Origin of the sequence: Streptomyces sp. NBC_00090, from assembly GCF_045160815.1 — a bacterium.
Taxonomy (GTDB): Bacteria; Actinomycetota; Actinomycetes; order Streptomycetales; family Streptomycetaceae; genus Streptomyces.
In genome coordinates, this window is record NZ_CP108224.1 from 8,400,431 (window position 1) to 8,416,101 (window position 15,671).

Consider the following 15,671-nt stretch of genomic DNA (forward strand, 5'->3'; position numbering starts at 1 on the left):
GGAATGCGTGTCCCCACAGTCGACGGGCTCGCCCCCGTCACGCCACCGGCCGCGCACGCCGGTGGCACCATCGGCGAGCCGGCCGATCCGGACGGGTGGAAGAGCGTCGTCGCCGCCGTCCGTACGGCCCTGCCGGAGCATCGGTACTCCCAGGACGAGCTCACCGAGCTGATCGGCGACCTCTGCCTCGCCCCGGGAGCGGACCGCACGGTGCTGCGCCGACTCCACGGGGCCGCCGGGGTGCGGACCCGCCACCTCGCCCTCCCGCTCGACCGGTACGCGGCTCTGGGGGACTTCGGCGAGACGAACGCGGCATGGATGGCCGCCGGTCTGGAACTCGGGGAACGGGCTCTGACGTGTGCGCTCGAAGCCGCCGGGCTGACGCCCTCGGACGTGGATCTGGTGGTGTGCACCTCCATCACCGGTATTGCCGCGCCGTCGCTCGACGCCCGGCTCGCCTCGCGCATGGGCATGCGGCCGGACGTGAAGAGGATTCCCGTGTTCGGGCTCGGCTGCGTGGCGGGAGCGGCCGGTCTCGCCCGGATCCACGACTACCTGCGCGGCCATCAGGGCGACGTGGCCGTACTGCTCAGCGTGGAGCTGTGCTCACTCACGCTGCAGCAGCGCGACGACTCACCGGCCAACCTCGTCGCCGGCGCGCTGTTCGGCGACGGCGCGGCGGCGGTCGTCGCGCATGCCGCGCGCGCCGACGACCACCGGTCCGGTCGCCCGGTGGTGGTGGCCACCCGCAGTCTCCTCTACCCGGACACCGAGCACCTGCTGGGCTGGACGATCGGCGCCGGGGGGTTCCGGCCGGTGGTGGACGCCGCCATCCCCGATGTCGTGGGGGCCCGGATCGGTCCGGACCTCCGGGACTTCCTGGCCGTCCACGGCCTGGCTCCGGACGACATCGGGACCTGGATCTGCCACCCCGGGGGACCGCGGATCCTCACGGCGGTGGCACACGCCCTGGACCTTCCCGACGGTGCCCTCGACTCGGCCCACCGGGCCCTGGCCGTGTCGGGGAACATGTCCTCCGCCTCGGTACTGCGGATCCTGGAGGACGTCACCACCAACGCCCCTCCGCCACCGGGCTCGTGGGGCCTGATGATGGCGATGGGCCCCGGTTTCTGCGTCGAGTTCGTCCTCCTGCGCTGGTGAGGGATCACAGATCATGGTTTGGTACACGCTGCTCCTGGCGGCCGTCGCCGCGGAACGCCTCGTCGAACTCGTCGTGGCACGACGCAACGCGGCCTGGACCCTGGCCCGTCTCGGGGTCGAGCACGGCCGCGGTCACTACCCGGTCATGGTGGCCCTGCACACGGCTCTGCTCGCGAGCTGTCTGATCGAGGCCTGGCTGGCCCACCGGCCGTTCCTGCCCGTACTCGGCTGGACCATGGTGGCCGTCGTCGTCCTGGCCCAGGCGCTGCGCTGGTGGTGTGTCACGACCCTCGGCCCGTACTGGAACACGCGCGTCATCGTGGTCCCCGGCGCCCGTCTCGTGCGGGCCGGACCGTACCGCTTCGCGCGCCACCCGAACTACGTCGCGGTCGTGGCCGAGATCGCGGCGCTGCCTCTGGTGCACTCCGCGTGGCTGACCGCCACCGCCTTCACCGTGGCCAACGCGGCACTGCTCGCCGTCCGCATCCGGTGTGAGGACACCGCCCTGGGGCGGGTGAGCGTGGCGTGAGCCGCACGCACGATCTGCTGATCGCGGGCGGCGGCCCCGCGGGGCTGGCCACCGCGCTGTACGCGGTGCGGGCGGGGTTGGACGTCGTTCTGGCGGAGCCGCGAGGCCTGCCCGTCGACAAGGCCTGCGGAGAGGGGCTGATGCCCGGGGCGGTCAGGGAACTGCGCGCGCTGGGACTGGACGTGCCCGGCCGGCCGATCGTCGGCATCCGCTACCGGCAGGGCCAGCACCACGCCCAGGCGGAGTTCCGGCACGGCCCCGGCCTCGGAGTGCGGCGCACCGTCCTGCACGCCGCCCTGCACGCGGCCGTCCTCGCCGCCGGAGTCCCCGTCCTGCCGGTACGCGTGCGGGACGTGCGCCAGGACGCCGCGGGCGTCTCCGACGGCGCCACGGGTGTGCGCGCCAGGTGGCTCGTCGCCGCCGACGGACTGCACTCGCCGGTGCGACGGGCGCTGGGGCTCGGGATGCCCGGCGCGGGTGTTCCGCGTTACGGGCTGCGCCGGCATTACGCCGTCGCGCCGCCCTCCTCGTACGTCGAGGTCCACTGGGGTCCCCACGGCGAGGCGTACGTGACCCCACTCGGGCCGCGGCTCCTGGGCGTCGCGCTCCTGACCTCACGTCGTGCCCCGTACGACGAGCAGCTGACCGGCTTCCCCGAACTCGCCGCCGCTCTGCCCCGGCAGGCCGCGGTCGGCGACGTGCGGGGTGCGGGCCCCCTCCGCCAGAGGGTCCGCGCGCGCGTCCACGGGCGGGTCCTGCTGGTGGGCGACGCCGCCGGCTACATCGACGCGCTGACCGGCGAGGGCGTCTCACTGGCTCTCGCCGGTGCCAGGGTTCTGGTCGATCAGCTGCGTCGGGGCTCACCCGGCGCGTACGAGGCCGCCTGGCAGCGGGCGACCCTCCGGCACCGGCTCCTGACCGACTGCCTGCTGCGGGCTCGGCAGCGGCCCCGACTGGCGGACAGGATCGTGCCGACCGCGGCCCGGCTTCCCCGCGCCTTCACCCTCGCGGTGAACGCCCTCGCCTGAACGCCGGCCACGGGGCCGGACGAATGCCGGCCCAGGGCCACGACCGCACCATCCGGCGGTCACACAGGTCGGGCAGTCGGCGCGGGCCTCCACCGGAAGCCGCCATCACTTGGGCGGCGGCACCCTCGCCGGACCGCTGATCGAGGCATCCGAACCCGCGGGCAGCCCCGTGCGGTCCGCCCCGCTCCCGGCGGCGGCCGCATGCAGCGCCCGCAGGGCGACCAGGAGTACGCCGATGTCGTCCAGGTAGACCGGGTCCGGGATCAGGTCGATCGGCGAGACCGTGTAGACCACCGCTGCCCAGAACAGGGCCTTGGACCGCAGCGGGACGCCGGAGTCGAGCAGCAGCCTGCGGGCCCGGAAGACACGTACGAGCAGAACGGCCGCGAATCCCGCCACCGCGAGCAGGAGAACCACGACCACGATGAGCCAGAGGGTACTGTCCATGCTGCTCTCCTACCCCGTGACGTCCCGGCCGCGCCGATCGTCCGCCGGCGGTTTCCAGGCTACGACGCCAGGCCCGCAGACCGGCCTCGTCGGCCGTGCCCGTCGGCGGTCCCTCCGCCCCCGCATTGCGGAGAATGTCGTGCTTCGGGTTTGACCGTCCGACGAGCGGCAAGCCGAATTGATGGGTGCCCGGCAAGCAGTGACGAACAGCCAGACAGCCAGGAGTCACGATCCAGGAAGGCAGTCATGTCGACCCTGACCGTAGTTCTCATTCTCGTGGCGTTGGTCGCCGTGATACTGGCGGCCGGTGTCGTTGGCCGGGCCCGCGTGGGTACGGGCAGCGGCACGCGTCTCCTCAAGCGACGCTTCGGCCCTGAGTACGACCGCACCCTCGAACGGCACGGCGGGGACGGCGAGTCCGCCCACCGGGACCTGCGCGAGCGGGTCGAGCGGTACGGCCGCATGCGCCTTCTGCCGCTGGAGCCGGCGGTCCGGGAGCACTACGTCGCTCAGTGGACCATGCTCCAGGAGCGCTTCGTCGACGCGCCGCGGCAGGCTGTCGCCGACGCGGAGGAGCTCCTCACGCGGATCGCCGCGGCCCGGGGCTTCCCGGATCCCGACCGGCGTGAGGAGCAGCTCGCCGCCCTGTCGGTGCACCATCCGCACCATGTGGAGGGCCTGCGCGCGGTACGCGGTGCGGTGCATTCGGGCTCCGTTTCCACGGAGGAGTTGCGGGAGGCGCTGGTTCACGCGCGTGCTCTGTTCGAGGACCTGACGAAGGCCGGGGGTTCGGCGGGCACCGACGCCGGTCGTCCTCGCCCGGTGTCCGGGCGAAACCGTGGGCATCTCCTCAAGCCGAAGGGAAGTGGTGCGTGATGGCACGCGAGGAACGGGATCAGCGGGCGGCAGACGGGGCCGGAGGACCGGCGCCCGACGGAAGCGGGGAAGTCCGGGAGGTCCGGGAGGTCCCTTCCCCGGCCGTGCCCGCCCAGCGCACCGGCCGTCCCGCGACACCACCCCCGGCACCTCCGGTCAGCGCGCCCCCGCCGCCCACCCCGCCGCCGGCGATGCCGCTGTCGCAGTCGCCGCAGTCCGCCGTCCCGTCCGAGGACCCCAGCGCCACGGGCCGGAGCGGCGGGAGCCGCGCGAACGCTCCCGCCGTGCCCCCCGCCGCGCCGCGCGGACGGGACACGACGGACCGGTCGGACGACAGCCACGCCCCCGGCGACGGCCACGGTCCGGGCGGGCAGCCCACCGGCGACGGCCACGGTCCGGGCGGGCAGCTGCTCGGCGAGGGCGAACGCGACCGTCTCGGACAGCGTCTGCACCACGCGCTCGCAGGGTTCGTCGACTCGCCCCACGACTCGGTCGCCGAGGCGGCCGAGGTCCTCGCCGAGGCGGAGCAACAGCTCATCGCCTCCCTGCGGGACCGCCGTACCGCGTTGCGGGCGGGCTGGCAGGAGAACGGAGATCCGGATGGCCCGGGCCCCGACACCGAGCAGCTCCGGCTCACCCTGCGGACCTACCGCGAGGTGACGGAACGGCTGCTCCGGGCATGACCCGGCCACCACCCACCGCAGAGGACGGAAGCCCCCTGGACCCCAGGGGGCTTCCGTCATGCCGGGCGTACGGAGGAGTCGCCGGTCCTCGTCCGTGTCACGATCGCCCCAGGAGTGCCAACCAGCCTCGGATCAAAGGCGGTTGGGAGTGACGAACCATTCGCGGGGCACCAGGAACACATGCGAGAACACGCAGAAGACAAGCCTACGCGGAGAACATCGCGACGCGAACGGGCCCCGCGCAGGTGGCCTGTCGTCGCCGTCGTGCTCGTCGTGCTCTCCCTGGTCCTCTTCCTCCTGGGGCGGTTCTTCCACCTGCCAGGCCTGGACGACGTGTTCGGCGTCGACACGCGGGACCGTTCCGGCCCGGCGGTGCTGAAGTCCGTCCAGGACATGCACCGTTACGAGGGCGCCGCCGGCAACTACCAGGTGGTGGTCGACCTGGAGAAGGACGCCCGGCTGCTGCCCGACTCGATCCGCGGGACTCGTACGCTCTTCGTCGCGAGCGGCAGCGTGGCCGCGTACGTCGACTTCGGCAGCATCGGCCAGGGCAGCGTGACCGTCGACGAGAAGCGCACCACTGCCACCCTCCGTCTGCCGCACGCGCAGCTCGCCGAGCCGGCCGTGGACCCCAAGCGCTCCTACACCGTCTCGAAGCAGCGCGGCCTGATCGACCGACTGGGCGACCTGTTCTCCGACAACCCGGCCGACGAGCACGCCGTCCACGTCCTCGCCGCCGACCGCATCGGCGACGCCGCCAAGGAGAGCGATCTGACGCTGCGTGCCGAGAAGAACACCACGTCGATGCTCCAAGGTCTGCTCCGCGCCCTCGGCTTCGAACAGATCACCGTCACGTACACCTGAGAAACCGGGGAGTTGGGGGACATGACGTCACGTATCGGATGGCGCCGCGTCACGACCGAGCGGCAGGAGAAGGACAAGGAGAAGGACAAGCAGAAGGTCAAGGAGAGGGAGAAGGAGAAGGCTCCAAGGGCGGGGCCCGGACCCGGACCCGGTCCCGGCCCCGGGCCCTGGCTTCGCGTCGGCTTCACCGTGTTGGCCCTCGCGGCGATGGTGGCCTTCGGCGTCGTCCTCGCCCGGCTGACCCTTCAGCCATCACCGGCCTCGGAGATGCTCACCCACGCCAACCTCCGGCCGGGGGACTCGATCCGCGCCTACCTCGGGCAGCCCGCCTTCCGGGACACCGTCAAGCAACTCGGCGGCAACGTTCTTCTGGGCGTGCCGTTCGGCCTGCTGCTGCCGGTCCTGTCCCCCCGTAGCCGTGGGTTCGTACGGATCGCCCTGCTGACGGTGGCGACGATGCTCCTGGTCGAACTCATCCAAGGGGCCCTGATCACGGGTCGCGCCTTCGACATCGACGACGTGCTGCTCAACACCACGGGCGCGCTGCTCGGTTATGTCCTGGTGGGCCGCCGCCTGGGCAGGGCGATGTATCCGCGGCGCCGACGCCGATGGTGGTCGCCGCGCCGCACCTGACCAGGGGCGGGGTGCGCGATGCCGCAGTCGCTCGTCACCCGGACGAGGTCTTCACGCATTCTCTCCGCGAGAGGGGCGTGAGAGCCCCGCCGCGACGGTCCGGCCCGGGGTGCGGGACGATGGCCGGATGAACGAACAACGGGGAAGTGACGTGCGGGAGTCCATCGGGGAGCTCGCCCAGCGGCTCGTCGCGGCAGACACCGACGGCTGGACGCCGGAGGGGATGAAGGCTGTCGCGGCCGAGCTGGGATGGGCTTGGAGCGACTCGTCGGACGCGCCTGTGTTGATCACCGGTCGGTCCTCGGGCCCTGCGCGCCTACGCCCTGTCGGGGAGTACGAGAAGCGCTACGTCGACGGCGAGTCGTACGTGGAGATCGCGGTCCCGGTGGCGGCCCCCGCGCCGGACGCCGCGGCGCAGGCGGCCGCCTTCCGCGCCGCCAAGGAGGAAGTGACCGCGGCGCTGGGCGAACCGTCCGTCATGGGCTCGCACGGCGACATGGGACCCTTCTACGACAGCGAACCGCACTGGGGCGCACCCTTCCTGCGCTGGCGCGGCAGGCCGAACACTCTCGAACTTCGCGCCGGGAAGTCGGGGCCGGAGCTGGTCCTGCAGCCCACCGGCCCGGCGGAGAACTGGTTCTGGCGTCAGGGTGTCGGTGAGGAGCACTCGATCAGCGGCTTCTTCGGCAGCAACCGCGACGAGGCCAACATCGGCCTCGGCTTCCCCGGCGGCTGGACCGCCCGGAGCTGGGAGACCGTCACGCGGTCGCTGGGGGACTTCCTGGGATCGCTGCCTGCCGAGACCACCGCCCTGGCCGTCCGGATCGGGATGCCGTTCTACGGGCGCAACAGCCGCAGCGCACCGCTCCTCTTCGACGTGGCCTGCGGCGACCGGCTCTCGATCGCCTGCTTCGCCCCGGACGACATCGACCCGGCCGCACTCGGCTGGGGCACGGTCGCCGAGCACCCGCACACGGCGTCGGTCTTCGGCGACGACGATCCGGTGTGGCGGGTGGACGCGGGTGGCCCCGGCGAGCCGAAGGGGCACGCACTCGCGGAGATGCTCGTGGCGACGGCCAGGGCGGCGGGGGTGAGCGATCCCACCGACCTGATCGTCGGCGGGGAGGCGGGGTACGTGGACGGCTACCACGTCACCTACTACGGGCTGGGTCTGCCGACCGGCTGACCTATCCCCCCTCGCCACCCCCAGCCCGCCGGCCGTGGTGAGGAGGCCGGACGGCGCCGGTTCCCAGCGGTACGGGAACCGGCGCCTCCCTCAGTGGCTACGGGTTGACGCAGGCGATCGACCCGACCGGAAAGTTGTTGCCGGTCGACGTCGCGGTGAACCCGAAGGTGACGCTGCCGTCCGGCGGGATGGTCCGGTTGTAGTCGAGGTTCCCGACGGTGAGCGTGCCGTCGGATCCGGTGCTCAGCCCACCGTTCCACAGACTGCTGATCCGGGTGCCCGCGCCGGGCGTCCACGCCACGGCCCAGCCGTCACGCGCTGTCGTGCCGTGGTTCATGACCTCGACGGAACCCTGGAAGCCGCCGCTCCAGGAGTTGGTGACGCTGTAGACGGCCATGCACCCGGTGTGCGGGTCGGTCGGCGTGGGTGTGGGTGTGGGCGTGGGTGTCGTCGGGTCCGGGGTCGGGGTCGGGGTCGGAGTTGGAGTCGGGGTCGGGGTGCTGCCCGAGCCGCGGATGCCGGTCACCTCGCCGTTGCCGCCGTCGAAGACGACGTCGGAGCACGAGAAGAAGTTCTCCTGGCTGTCCGAGCGCACCCACTGGATGAACAGCACCGCGTCACCGGAGCGGCCCGAGGGCAGGTTCAGATCCCAGTGGTAGTGGCCGCCGTCCGTGCCCGGCGAGCCCGTCTGCGGTGGGTCGGTGACGGTCTGGATCAGTTCCAGGTCGTCCCACCCCAGTTCGGAGCCGGGCGAGTAACCGGACTTGGACAGGTACACCCGGAAGGAGCCCGGGTGCGCGGCCCAGTTGCTGTGCCTGACCTGGATCGTCCTCCCGGACGTCAGGTGCGTTCGGGGCCAGTCCGGGCGGGCGGCGTTGTATCCGGTGAAGTTGTACGGCGACCGGTCACCGGCGCTGCACAGCTTGCCGTCCGGGACGTAACCGGGCCCGCGTCCGCCCGCGTTGGAGTCGAGCACGGCGAACCAGTTGTACAGCGCGTTCGCTCCGCTCTCGCTGAGCGCCGCCTTGCACGCCGGGTTGGTCGGGTCCAGGGCGCCGGTGCCGGTCTTGGCGTCCAGCGAGCAGAGGTAGGTGCGCGACCCGGGCATCATCGCGACGCCGTGCGCCTGCGCGCTGTCCTGGCCCAGCAAGGTCAGGCCGATGCCACCGAGCAGCGTCGCGAGTACCGCTACCAGGGAGGCAAGTCGTTTCCTGCGTCCAGCCATCGTGTCTCCTGTGCGTTGGTGGGAACTGTTCTCCGGTGGGTGTTCTCCTCTTGCGATGACGGTCTGGTCCGGAGCGCGTCCGGAGCTGGTACGGACTTCGTCCGGAGCCCCGCCCCTGCGCGAGCGGGGACGGGGGAGGGGTGCGCCCGGGACGACTCGGATCGGTCGCGGATCAGATCACGTGCAGGCGGCGCCGTTGAGGCTGAACCCGGACGGCGGGGCGAATGTGCCGCTGTAGGTGCCCTGGAAGCCGAACGTCTGGCCGGCACCGGCCGCGATCCGCGCGTTGTGTGCGAGGCCGGTCGCCGTCACGGCCCCGGAGGCCGTTGTGACGGCGGCGTTCCACGCGTGGGTGATGTGCTGCCCGGAGGGCAGGGTGAAGGACAGCGTCCAGGAGTCGACAGGGACCGAACCGGTGTTGGCGACGGTGACGTCGGCGGTGAAGCCGCCCGTCCAGACGTTGGTCGCGTACGTCACCTTGCAGGCCGTCGACGGGCCGGGTTCCCCGCTACCGGGGTCACCGAGGTTCACGGCCGAGGAGAAGGAGTCGACCGTGAGCCCGGCACCGTTCTGCCACGGCTCGAAGCCGGCCTGGACACTGGTCAGGTACCAGTTGTTCTGAGCCATGCCGCGGGAGACGGTCTCCCGGACGAAGTCCATGACGTCGAAGCTCCAGCCGGCGATGGTCGACGGGGCGACGAAGGAGATGACGTCGTTGGAGCCGTTGCTGCCCGTCCACACCTGCCAGGTGCGCCCGCCCACGGTGGCGGTCCCGATCGGTGAGCCGATCGGCTGAATGGGACCGACCTTGTTGAACCAGATCATGATCTCGGTCCGGTTCACTCCGTCGGTCCTGGGCGTGGGGTCCAGCCAGATGTCGTACGAGGCGTTGAACACGGCGTCGGCGACATAGCCGTAAGAGATGCTGCTGGGGGCACTGGCGATGCCGCTGACCTGCGCCGGGAGGTTGGTTCCGGGCGAACAGTTGGTGTAGTGGCAGCCGTTGAAGACCGAAGGATACGACTTCGGGGCGCCGTTCGTGGGCACGGCGCCGTCGGCGCGGGTCACCCGAAAACCGGTGTCGGTGGCGGTGACGCACTGGGCGGCACCGGTGCCCCAGCGGTTGTTCTGGACCACGTAGCGGCCCTGGATCGTGGTCGAACCGTACTGTTCGCAGATCAGGGTGTCGGCCTGGGCCGCCGGCGCGGCGGCAACGAGAGCCGCGACGGTGGCGAGGGCGGTGAGCAGCGCGCCGAGCATGCCGCGCGCGGTTCTGGGGCGGTGCGGTGACGCTCGCATGCGGGGGCCTCTCTGGATGGGGGGTGATCGAAGGGGTGATCGGGAACCGGAGCGTCCTTGACATCTGCCTTGGGAGCGCTCCCACTCGGTCGTGGGGGCACTGTAGGAGCCCATGGCGCCCCTGACAACCCATCGGGATCGGGTGCCCGAACGGCACCGGCCCCGGTGCGCCTGCGCGCCGCGACTCGTCGACCGCGGTTTCTGTCCGGGCCGTTGACGTTTCCGCGGTCCGACCGCGAATATGTCCACCGCCGCATGGGAGCGCTCCCAAATTCATCGGCAACCCGCTCCGCCGCCCCCTCCGAGGAGCCCAGAAGTGAACAGACGCAGAACCGCCCTGCTGTCCCTGACCGCCCTGCTGGCGACGGGTCTCACCGCGGTGCCCGCCGGCCCGGCGGGGGCGGACGAGTCCGAGCAGATCAGGAACGGCACCTTCGACGCGACCACCGACGCGTGGTGGTCGAACAACGTCACCCTCGGGCTGTCCGACGGCAGAGTCTGCGCCGACGTGCCGGGTGGCACGGCGAACCGCTGGGACGCCGCCGTCGGCCAGAACGACATCACGCTCGTCAAGGGGGAGTCGTACCGGTTCAGCTTCAGCGCGACGGGCGCCCCCGAAGGCAACTCCGTCCGCGCGGTCGTGGGCCTGCAGGTGTCGCCGTACGACACGTACCACGAGGTCACTCCGCAGGTGAGCGTCTCCGGCGACACGTACACCTACACCTTCGCCTCCCCCGTCGACACCGCCCAGGGCCAAGTCGCCTTCCAGCTCGGCGGCGGCGCCGACCCGTGGCGGTTCTGCCTCGACGACGTGTCCCTGCTGGGCGGGGTGCCGCCGGAGCGGTACGAGCCCGACACCGGCCCCCGGGTCCGGGTCAACCAGGTCGCCTACCTGCCCCGCGGGCCGAAGAACGCCACGCTCGTCACCGACGCGACCGAGCGACTGCCCTGGAAGCTGAAGAACGCCTCCGGTGCCGTCGTCGCGCGCGGCTGGACCGTGCCGCGCGGCGTGGACCCCTCCTCGGGGCAGAACGTCCACTCGATCCACTTCAGTGACCACCGCGGCGCCGGGACGGGCCTCACCCTGGTCGCCGACGGCGAGACCAGCCGGCCCTTCGACATCGGCACCGCCGCCTACGAGAAGCTCCGTCTGGACGCCGCGAAGTTCTACTACACCCAGCGCAGCGGGGTCGGGATCCGCGACGACCTGCGGCCCGGTTACGGCCGCGCGGCCGGTCACGTCGACGTCGCCCCCAACCAGGGGGACGGGAACGTGCCCTGCCGGCCCGGAGTCTGCGACTACACGCTCGATGTCACCGGCGGCTGGTACGACGCCGGTGACCACGGCAAGTACGTCGTCAACGGCGGCATCTCCGTCTGGCAACTCCTCAGCACCTACGAGCGCGCCCGGCTCGCCCGCACAGGACAGGCCGGGAAACTGGGCGACGGCACGCTGAACATCCCCGAGAGCGGCAACGGGGTCCCGGACATCCTCGACGAGGCCCGCTGGGAGCTGGAGTTCCTGCTCAAGATGCAGGTGCCGGACGGCGAGCCGCTCGCCGGCATGGTCCACCACAAGATCCACGACGAACAGTGGACCGGCCTGCCGCTGATGCCCTCAGACGACCCGCAGAAGCGCGAACTGCACCCGCCGACCACCGCGGCCACCCTGAACCTCGCGGCGACCGCCGCCCAGGCGGCCCGCCTGTACAAGCCGTACGACCCCCGGTTCGCCGCCGGCGCGCTCGCGGCGGCCCGCGAGGCCTGGGCCGCGGCCCTCGCCCACCCCGTCGTCCTGGCCTCCGAGAGCGACGGCATCGGCGGCGGCACCTACGCCGACAGCGACGTCACCGACGAGTTCTACTGGGCGGCCACCGAGCTGTACCTGACCACGGGCGGGAAGGAGTTCCAGGACCACATCCTGAACTCCCCGGTCCACAGCGCCGACATCTTCGGGCCGATCAGCTTCGACTGGGCACGCACGGCCGTCCCCGCCCGGCTCGACCTGGCCACCGTCCCGAACCGGCTGCCCGGCCGCGACCAGGTCCGTCAGTCCGTGCGCAAGGGAGCCGACCGCTACCTGGCCACGCTGGAAGCCCACCCGTACGGCATGCCGTACGCCCCGGAGGGCCACAGGTACGACTGGGGTTCCACCCACCAGATCCTCAACAACGCCGTCGTCCTGGCCACCGCCTACGACATCACAGGCGGCGCGAAGTACCGCGACGGGGCCGTCCAGGGCATGGACTCCATCCTGGGCCGCAACGCCCTGAACATCTCGTACGTCACGGGCTTCGGCGAGGTCAGCGCGCAGAACCAGCACAGCCGCTGGTACGCCCACCAGCTCGACCCGAAGCTGCCCCACCCGCCTGCCGGCTCGCTGTCCGGCGGTCCGAACTCGAGCATTCAGGACCCGCTCGCACAGAGCAAACTCCAGGGATGCACCGGTCAGTTCTGCTACATCGACGACATCCAGTCCTGGTCGACCAACGAGCTCACGATCAACTGGAACTCCGCCCTGACCTGGATGGCCTCCTTCGTGGCCGACCAGGGCTGACCCGGCGTAGCGGCACCGCGGCATCGCGATGGGAGGGACGGCCACCGAGTCTGCGGCGCAGTCGGCCGATGGTGAGGGTGTTGGTTAAGGGGTGAACGGGTGAGCGGGGCCGCCGCCAGGTGGTGGGAATCGTAGCTCGAACGGGTGAGGCGAGAGCAGTGCCGTCGGCGGTTCCCGCCCCGTGTGCCGGACCATCTCCGGGGGCGGCGAACTGACCCGCCCGGTGGCGACGGCTCCACGACCACCCGGAGGGGTTCCCTTGCGCATTCTGCTCATCGCCAGCGGCTACAACAGCCTCACCCAACGGGTTCGGGTCGAGCTGCAGGACCGAGGGCACGCCGTCCCCGTGGAGGTCACGCCCGACGGGGACGCGGTGCGGGACGCCGTCGTACGGCACGCGCCCGACCTGGTCGTCGCCCCCATGCTGAAGGCGGTCGTTCCCCGGGACGTGTGGTCGCGTCACCTCTGCCTGATCGTGCACCCGGGGCCGGTGGGCGATCGAGGGCCGTCCTCCCTGGACTGGGCGATCCACGACGGCGCCGCCGAGTGGGGGGTCACCGTCCTTCAGGCCGACGAGGAGATGGACGCGGGCGACGTCTGGGCGACCGCCGCCTTCCGCGTCCCGGACGTGGCCAAGAGCGACCTGTACCGGAACGAGCTGTCCGACGCCGCCGTGGCCGCCGTGCACCTCGCGGTCGAGCGCGTCGCCGCCGGGGCCACGCCGCGCCCGCAGACAGGGCCGGTCCGGGCGCGACCCGCCTTCCGCCAGCAACAGCGCCGGATCTCCTGGGACGAGGACGACACGGAGACGGTCCTGCGCGCCCTGCGGGCAGCCGACTCACAGCCGGGCCTCCGCGATGACCTGCTCGGCGCCGAGTGGTTCCTGCACGGAGGCCACGCGGAGGACGGCCTGCGCGGCCGGCCCGGCGACCTGCTGGCCACCCGGGCCGGCGCGGTCTGCCGCGCCACGGTGGACGGCGCCGTGTGGATCCCCGAGCTGCGCGCCCGTACCGGAACGGGGGAGGAGCGTGCCTGCAAGGTGCCCGCCACCCTGGCCCTCGCCCTCGCGGGGCGGCTGCCGGAGCTTCCCGAGTCACCCGCGCCCACCCACCCGTCGAAGGCCGGGCGGAGCTGGTCCGACATCCGGTACCGGGAGCAGGGTCCCGTCGGGGTGCTGTCCTTCGCCTTCCCCGGCGGAGCGATGAGCACCGACCACTGCCGCCGCCTGAGGGAGGCCTACGAGACCGCCCTCGGTCGCCCCACCTCGGTCCTGGTGCTCGGCGGACAGCGCGACTTCTTCTCCAACGGCATCCACCTCAACGTCATCGAGGCCGCGGCCGACCCTGCCGCCGAGTCCTGGGCCAACATCAACGCCATGAACGACCTGGTCGAGGCGGTTCTCACCACGACCGACCGGCTCGTCGTCAGCGCCATCGGCGGCAACGCCGCCGCCGGAGGAGTGATGCTGGCACTCGCCGCCGACGAGGTCTGGTGCCGCTCGGGCTCCGTCCTCAACCCCCACTACCGGCGCATGGGCCTGTACGGGTCGGAGTACTGGACCCACACACTGCCCCGCAAGGTGGGCCCGGCCATGGCCGAGCGCCTCATCCGGAACGCCCCGCCCGTCTCCGCGGCCGCCGCCCAGAGCATGGGGCTCATCGACCGGATCGTCGAGTGCGGGCCGGACGAGTTCTCGGCCGAGATCACCCGGTTGGCCGCACGGCTGGCTTCGCACCCCGGCGTCGCGTCCCGCGTGGCGGCGAAGAAGGCGGAGCACGAGCGCCGGGAGTCCACGACTCCCCTTGCCGCCCACCGCGAGCAGGAGCTCTCGCGCATGTGGGGGATCTTCACGGATCCCACCGCGCCCTACCACGCGCTGCGCAGGGCCTTCGTCCGTAAGGAGGGGCCGACCGCCGGTTCCCCGGACGCCCCGGGTGCGCGCGCGGCCGGTCCGACCGACCGTTGACACGTAGGGGGCCCGAAGACGGCCCGACGACGGCCTCTGTCTCACCCTCCCCAGGAGGCGACGCATGAACGCAACCCCGCAGACCTCGGTCGAGGACCCGGGTGCTGCCCCCGGCAGCGAAGAGAAGCCGATCCACATCCTCTGGATCAACGCGGGTCTGAGCTGCGACGGCGACTCGGTCGCCCTGACCGCCGCCATGCAGCCCAGCATCGAGGAGATCGCCCTTTCCGGGCTGCCGGGACTGCCCAGGATCGCGGTCCACTGGCCGCTCATCGACTTCGAGTGCGGCCCGGTCGGCGGCGCCGACACGTTCATCGAGTGGTTCTTCAAGGGGGAGCGGGGCGAGATCGACCCGTTCGTGCTGGTGGTCGAGGGCTCGATCCCCAACGAGGACATCAAGCAGGAGGGCTACTGGTGCGGCTTCGGTGACAATCCGGAGACCGGCCAGCCCATCACCACGAGCGAGTGGATCGACCGGCTGGCGCCCAAGGCGCTGGCCGTGGTCGCGATCGGCACCTGTGCCACGTACGGCGGCATCCACGCCATGGCCGGGAACCCGACCGGCGCGATGGGCCTGCCGGACTACCTCGGGTGGGACTGGAAGTCCGCCGCCGGCATCCCGATCGTCTGCGTGCCCGGCTGCCCCATCCAGCCGGACAACTTCGCGGAGACCCTGACGTACCTGCTCTACCAGGCCGTGGGCTCCGCCCCGATGATTCCGCTCGACGACAAGCTCCGCCCGACCTGGCTGTTCGGGGCGACGGTGCACGAGGGGTGCGACCGCGCCGGCTACTACGAGCAGGGCCAGTTCGCGGAGACGTACGACTCGCCCAAGTGCCTGGTCAAGCTGGGCTGCTGGGGCCCGGTCGTCAAGTGCAACGTCCCCAAGCGGGGCTGGATGAACGGCATCGGCGGCTGTCCGAACGTCGGTGGCATCTGCATCGCCTGCACGATGCCCGGCTTCCCGGACAAGTTCATGCCGTTCATGGACGAACCCCCCGGCAGCAAGGTCTCCAGCGCCGCCAGCGGCGTGTACGGCTCCGTCATCCGCCGGCTGCGGTCCATCACGGCCAGGACCGTGGACAAGGAGCCGAAGTGGCGGCACACCGGCGATCGCATCACCACCGGCTACCGGCCGCCGTGGTGACCGGGGGTCCCCTCGCGGGGATCCCCACCCACCCACTGTTCGTGAAGTCGAGGAACTGACGAAGGGCACC

14 protein-coding genes are annotated in these 15,671 nt (G+C 71.8%); 11 read left to right on the forward strand and 3 right to left on the reverse strand.

From position 1 onward, the window contains the following. The first annotated feature begins 3 nt into the window (after positions 1-3). Genes OG361_RS37305 through OG361_RS37315 form a run of 3 tightly spaced genes read left to right on the forward strand, consistent with a single transcriptional unit; the run spans position 4 to position 2,718 of the window. Positions 4-1,161: a type III polyketide synthase gene (locus tag OG361_RS37305; RefSeq protein ID WP_405860800.1), complete on the forward strand. Its 1,158-nt coding sequence runs from the start codon at positions 4-6 to the stop codon at positions 1,159-1,161. 13 nt (positions 1,162-1,174) lie between these two features. After that, positions 1,175-1,690 (forward strand): isoprenylcysteine carboxyl methyltransferase family protein, encoded by a 516-nt coding sequence (locus OG361_RS37310; RefSeq protein WP_405860802.1) that lies wholly within the window; start codon positions 1,175-1,177, stop codon positions 1,688-1,690. Continuing rightward, positions 1,687-2,718: an NAD(P)/FAD-dependent oxidoreductase gene (locus OG361_RS37315; RefSeq protein ID WP_405860804.1), complete on the forward strand. Its 1,032-nt coding sequence runs from the start codon at positions 1,687-1,689 to the stop codon at positions 2,716-2,718. Before OG361_RS37310 ends, OG361_RS37315 begins: the two co-directional genes overlap by 4 nt. Before the next feature lie 105 nt (positions 2,719-2,823). Here the strand turns inward: OG361_RS37315 and OG361_RS37320 are convergent, their stop codons facing one another. Continuing rightward, on the reverse strand, positions 2,824-3,165 hold the full coding sequence (locus OG361_RS37320) for a YkvA family protein (RefSeq protein ID WP_405860806.1): 342 nt from the start codon (positions 3,163-3,165) through the stop codon (positions 2,824-2,826). Between the two features lie 246 nt (positions 3,166-3,411). Between OG361_RS37320 and OG361_RS37325 the strand changes: the two genes are divergently transcribed. The 5 genes from OG361_RS37325 (at position 3,412) to OG361_RS37345 (ending at position 7,407) form a co-directional block, all read left to right on the forward strand. Further along, a complete protein-coding gene (locus OG361_RS37325) occupies positions 3,412-4,041 on the forward strand; it encodes a hypothetical protein (RefSeq protein ID WP_405860808.1) in 630 nt (209 codons plus the stop codon). Positions 4,042-4,145: 104 nt separating this feature from the next. Further along, positions 4,146-4,724 (forward strand): hypothetical protein, encoded by a 579-nt coding sequence (locus tag OG361_RS37330; RefSeq protein WP_405860810.1) that lies wholly within the window; start codon positions 4,146-4,148, stop codon positions 4,722-4,724. Positions 4,725-4,904: 180 nt separating this feature from the next. Next, positions 4,905-5,588 carry a DUF4230 domain-containing protein gene (locus OG361_RS37335; RefSeq protein ID WP_405860812.1) on the forward strand — a complete coding sequence of 228 codons (684 nt, stop codon included), beginning with the start codon at positions 4,905-4,907 and terminating at the stop codon, positions 5,586-5,588. 21 nt (positions 5,589-5,609) lie between these two features. Continuing rightward, a complete protein-coding gene (locus OG361_RS37340; RefSeq protein WP_405860814.1) occupies positions 5,610-6,221 on the forward strand; it encodes a VanZ family protein in 612 nt (203 codons plus the stop codon). A gap of 127 nt (positions 6,222-6,348) precedes the next feature. Beyond that, the gene (locus OG361_RS37345; protein ID WP_405860816.1) at positions 6,349-7,407 is read left to right on the forward strand and encodes a hypothetical protein; all 1,059 of its coding nucleotides are present in this window, start codon (positions 6,349-6,351) and stop codon (positions 7,405-7,407) included. Positions 7,408-7,504: 97 nt separating this feature from the next. Here OG361_RS37345 and OG361_RS37350 read toward each other — a convergent pair whose 3' ends face one another. Further along, complete coding sequence (locus OG361_RS37350) at positions 7,505-8,632, reverse strand: lytic polysaccharide monooxygenase (RefSeq protein WP_405860818.1); 1,128 nt, start codon at positions 8,630-8,632, stop codon at positions 7,505-7,507. A gap of 177 nt (positions 8,633-8,809) precedes the next feature. Then, on the reverse strand, positions 8,810-9,931 hold the full coding sequence (locus tag OG361_RS37355; protein WP_405860820.1) for a GH12 family glycosyl hydrolase domain-containing protein: 1,122 nt from the start codon (positions 9,929-9,931) through the stop codon (positions 8,810-8,812). A 316-nt stretch (positions 9,932-10,247) separates the two neighbouring features. Between OG361_RS37355 and OG361_RS37360 the strand changes: the two genes are divergently transcribed. The 3 genes from OG361_RS37360 (at position 10,248) to OG361_RS37370 (ending at position 15,601) form a co-directional block, all read left to right on the forward strand. Continuing rightward, positions 10,248-12,488, forward strand: a complete 2,241-nt coding sequence (locus OG361_RS37360) for a glycoside hydrolase family 9 protein (protein ID WP_405860822.1) — start codon at positions 10,248-10,250, stop codon at positions 12,486-12,488. 259 nt (positions 12,489-12,747) lie between these two features. Beyond that, positions 12,748-14,454, forward strand: a complete 1,707-nt coding sequence (locus OG361_RS37365) for a hydrogenase maturation protein (protein ID WP_405860824.1) — start codon at positions 12,748-12,750, stop codon at positions 14,452-14,454. 64 nt (positions 14,455-14,518) lie between these two features. Then, a complete protein-coding gene (locus tag OG361_RS37370) occupies positions 14,519-15,601 on the forward strand; it encodes a hydrogenase expression protein HypE (protein WP_405860826.1) in 1,083 nt (360 codons plus the stop codon). The last annotated feature ends 70 nt before the right edge of the window (positions 15,602-15,671 follow it).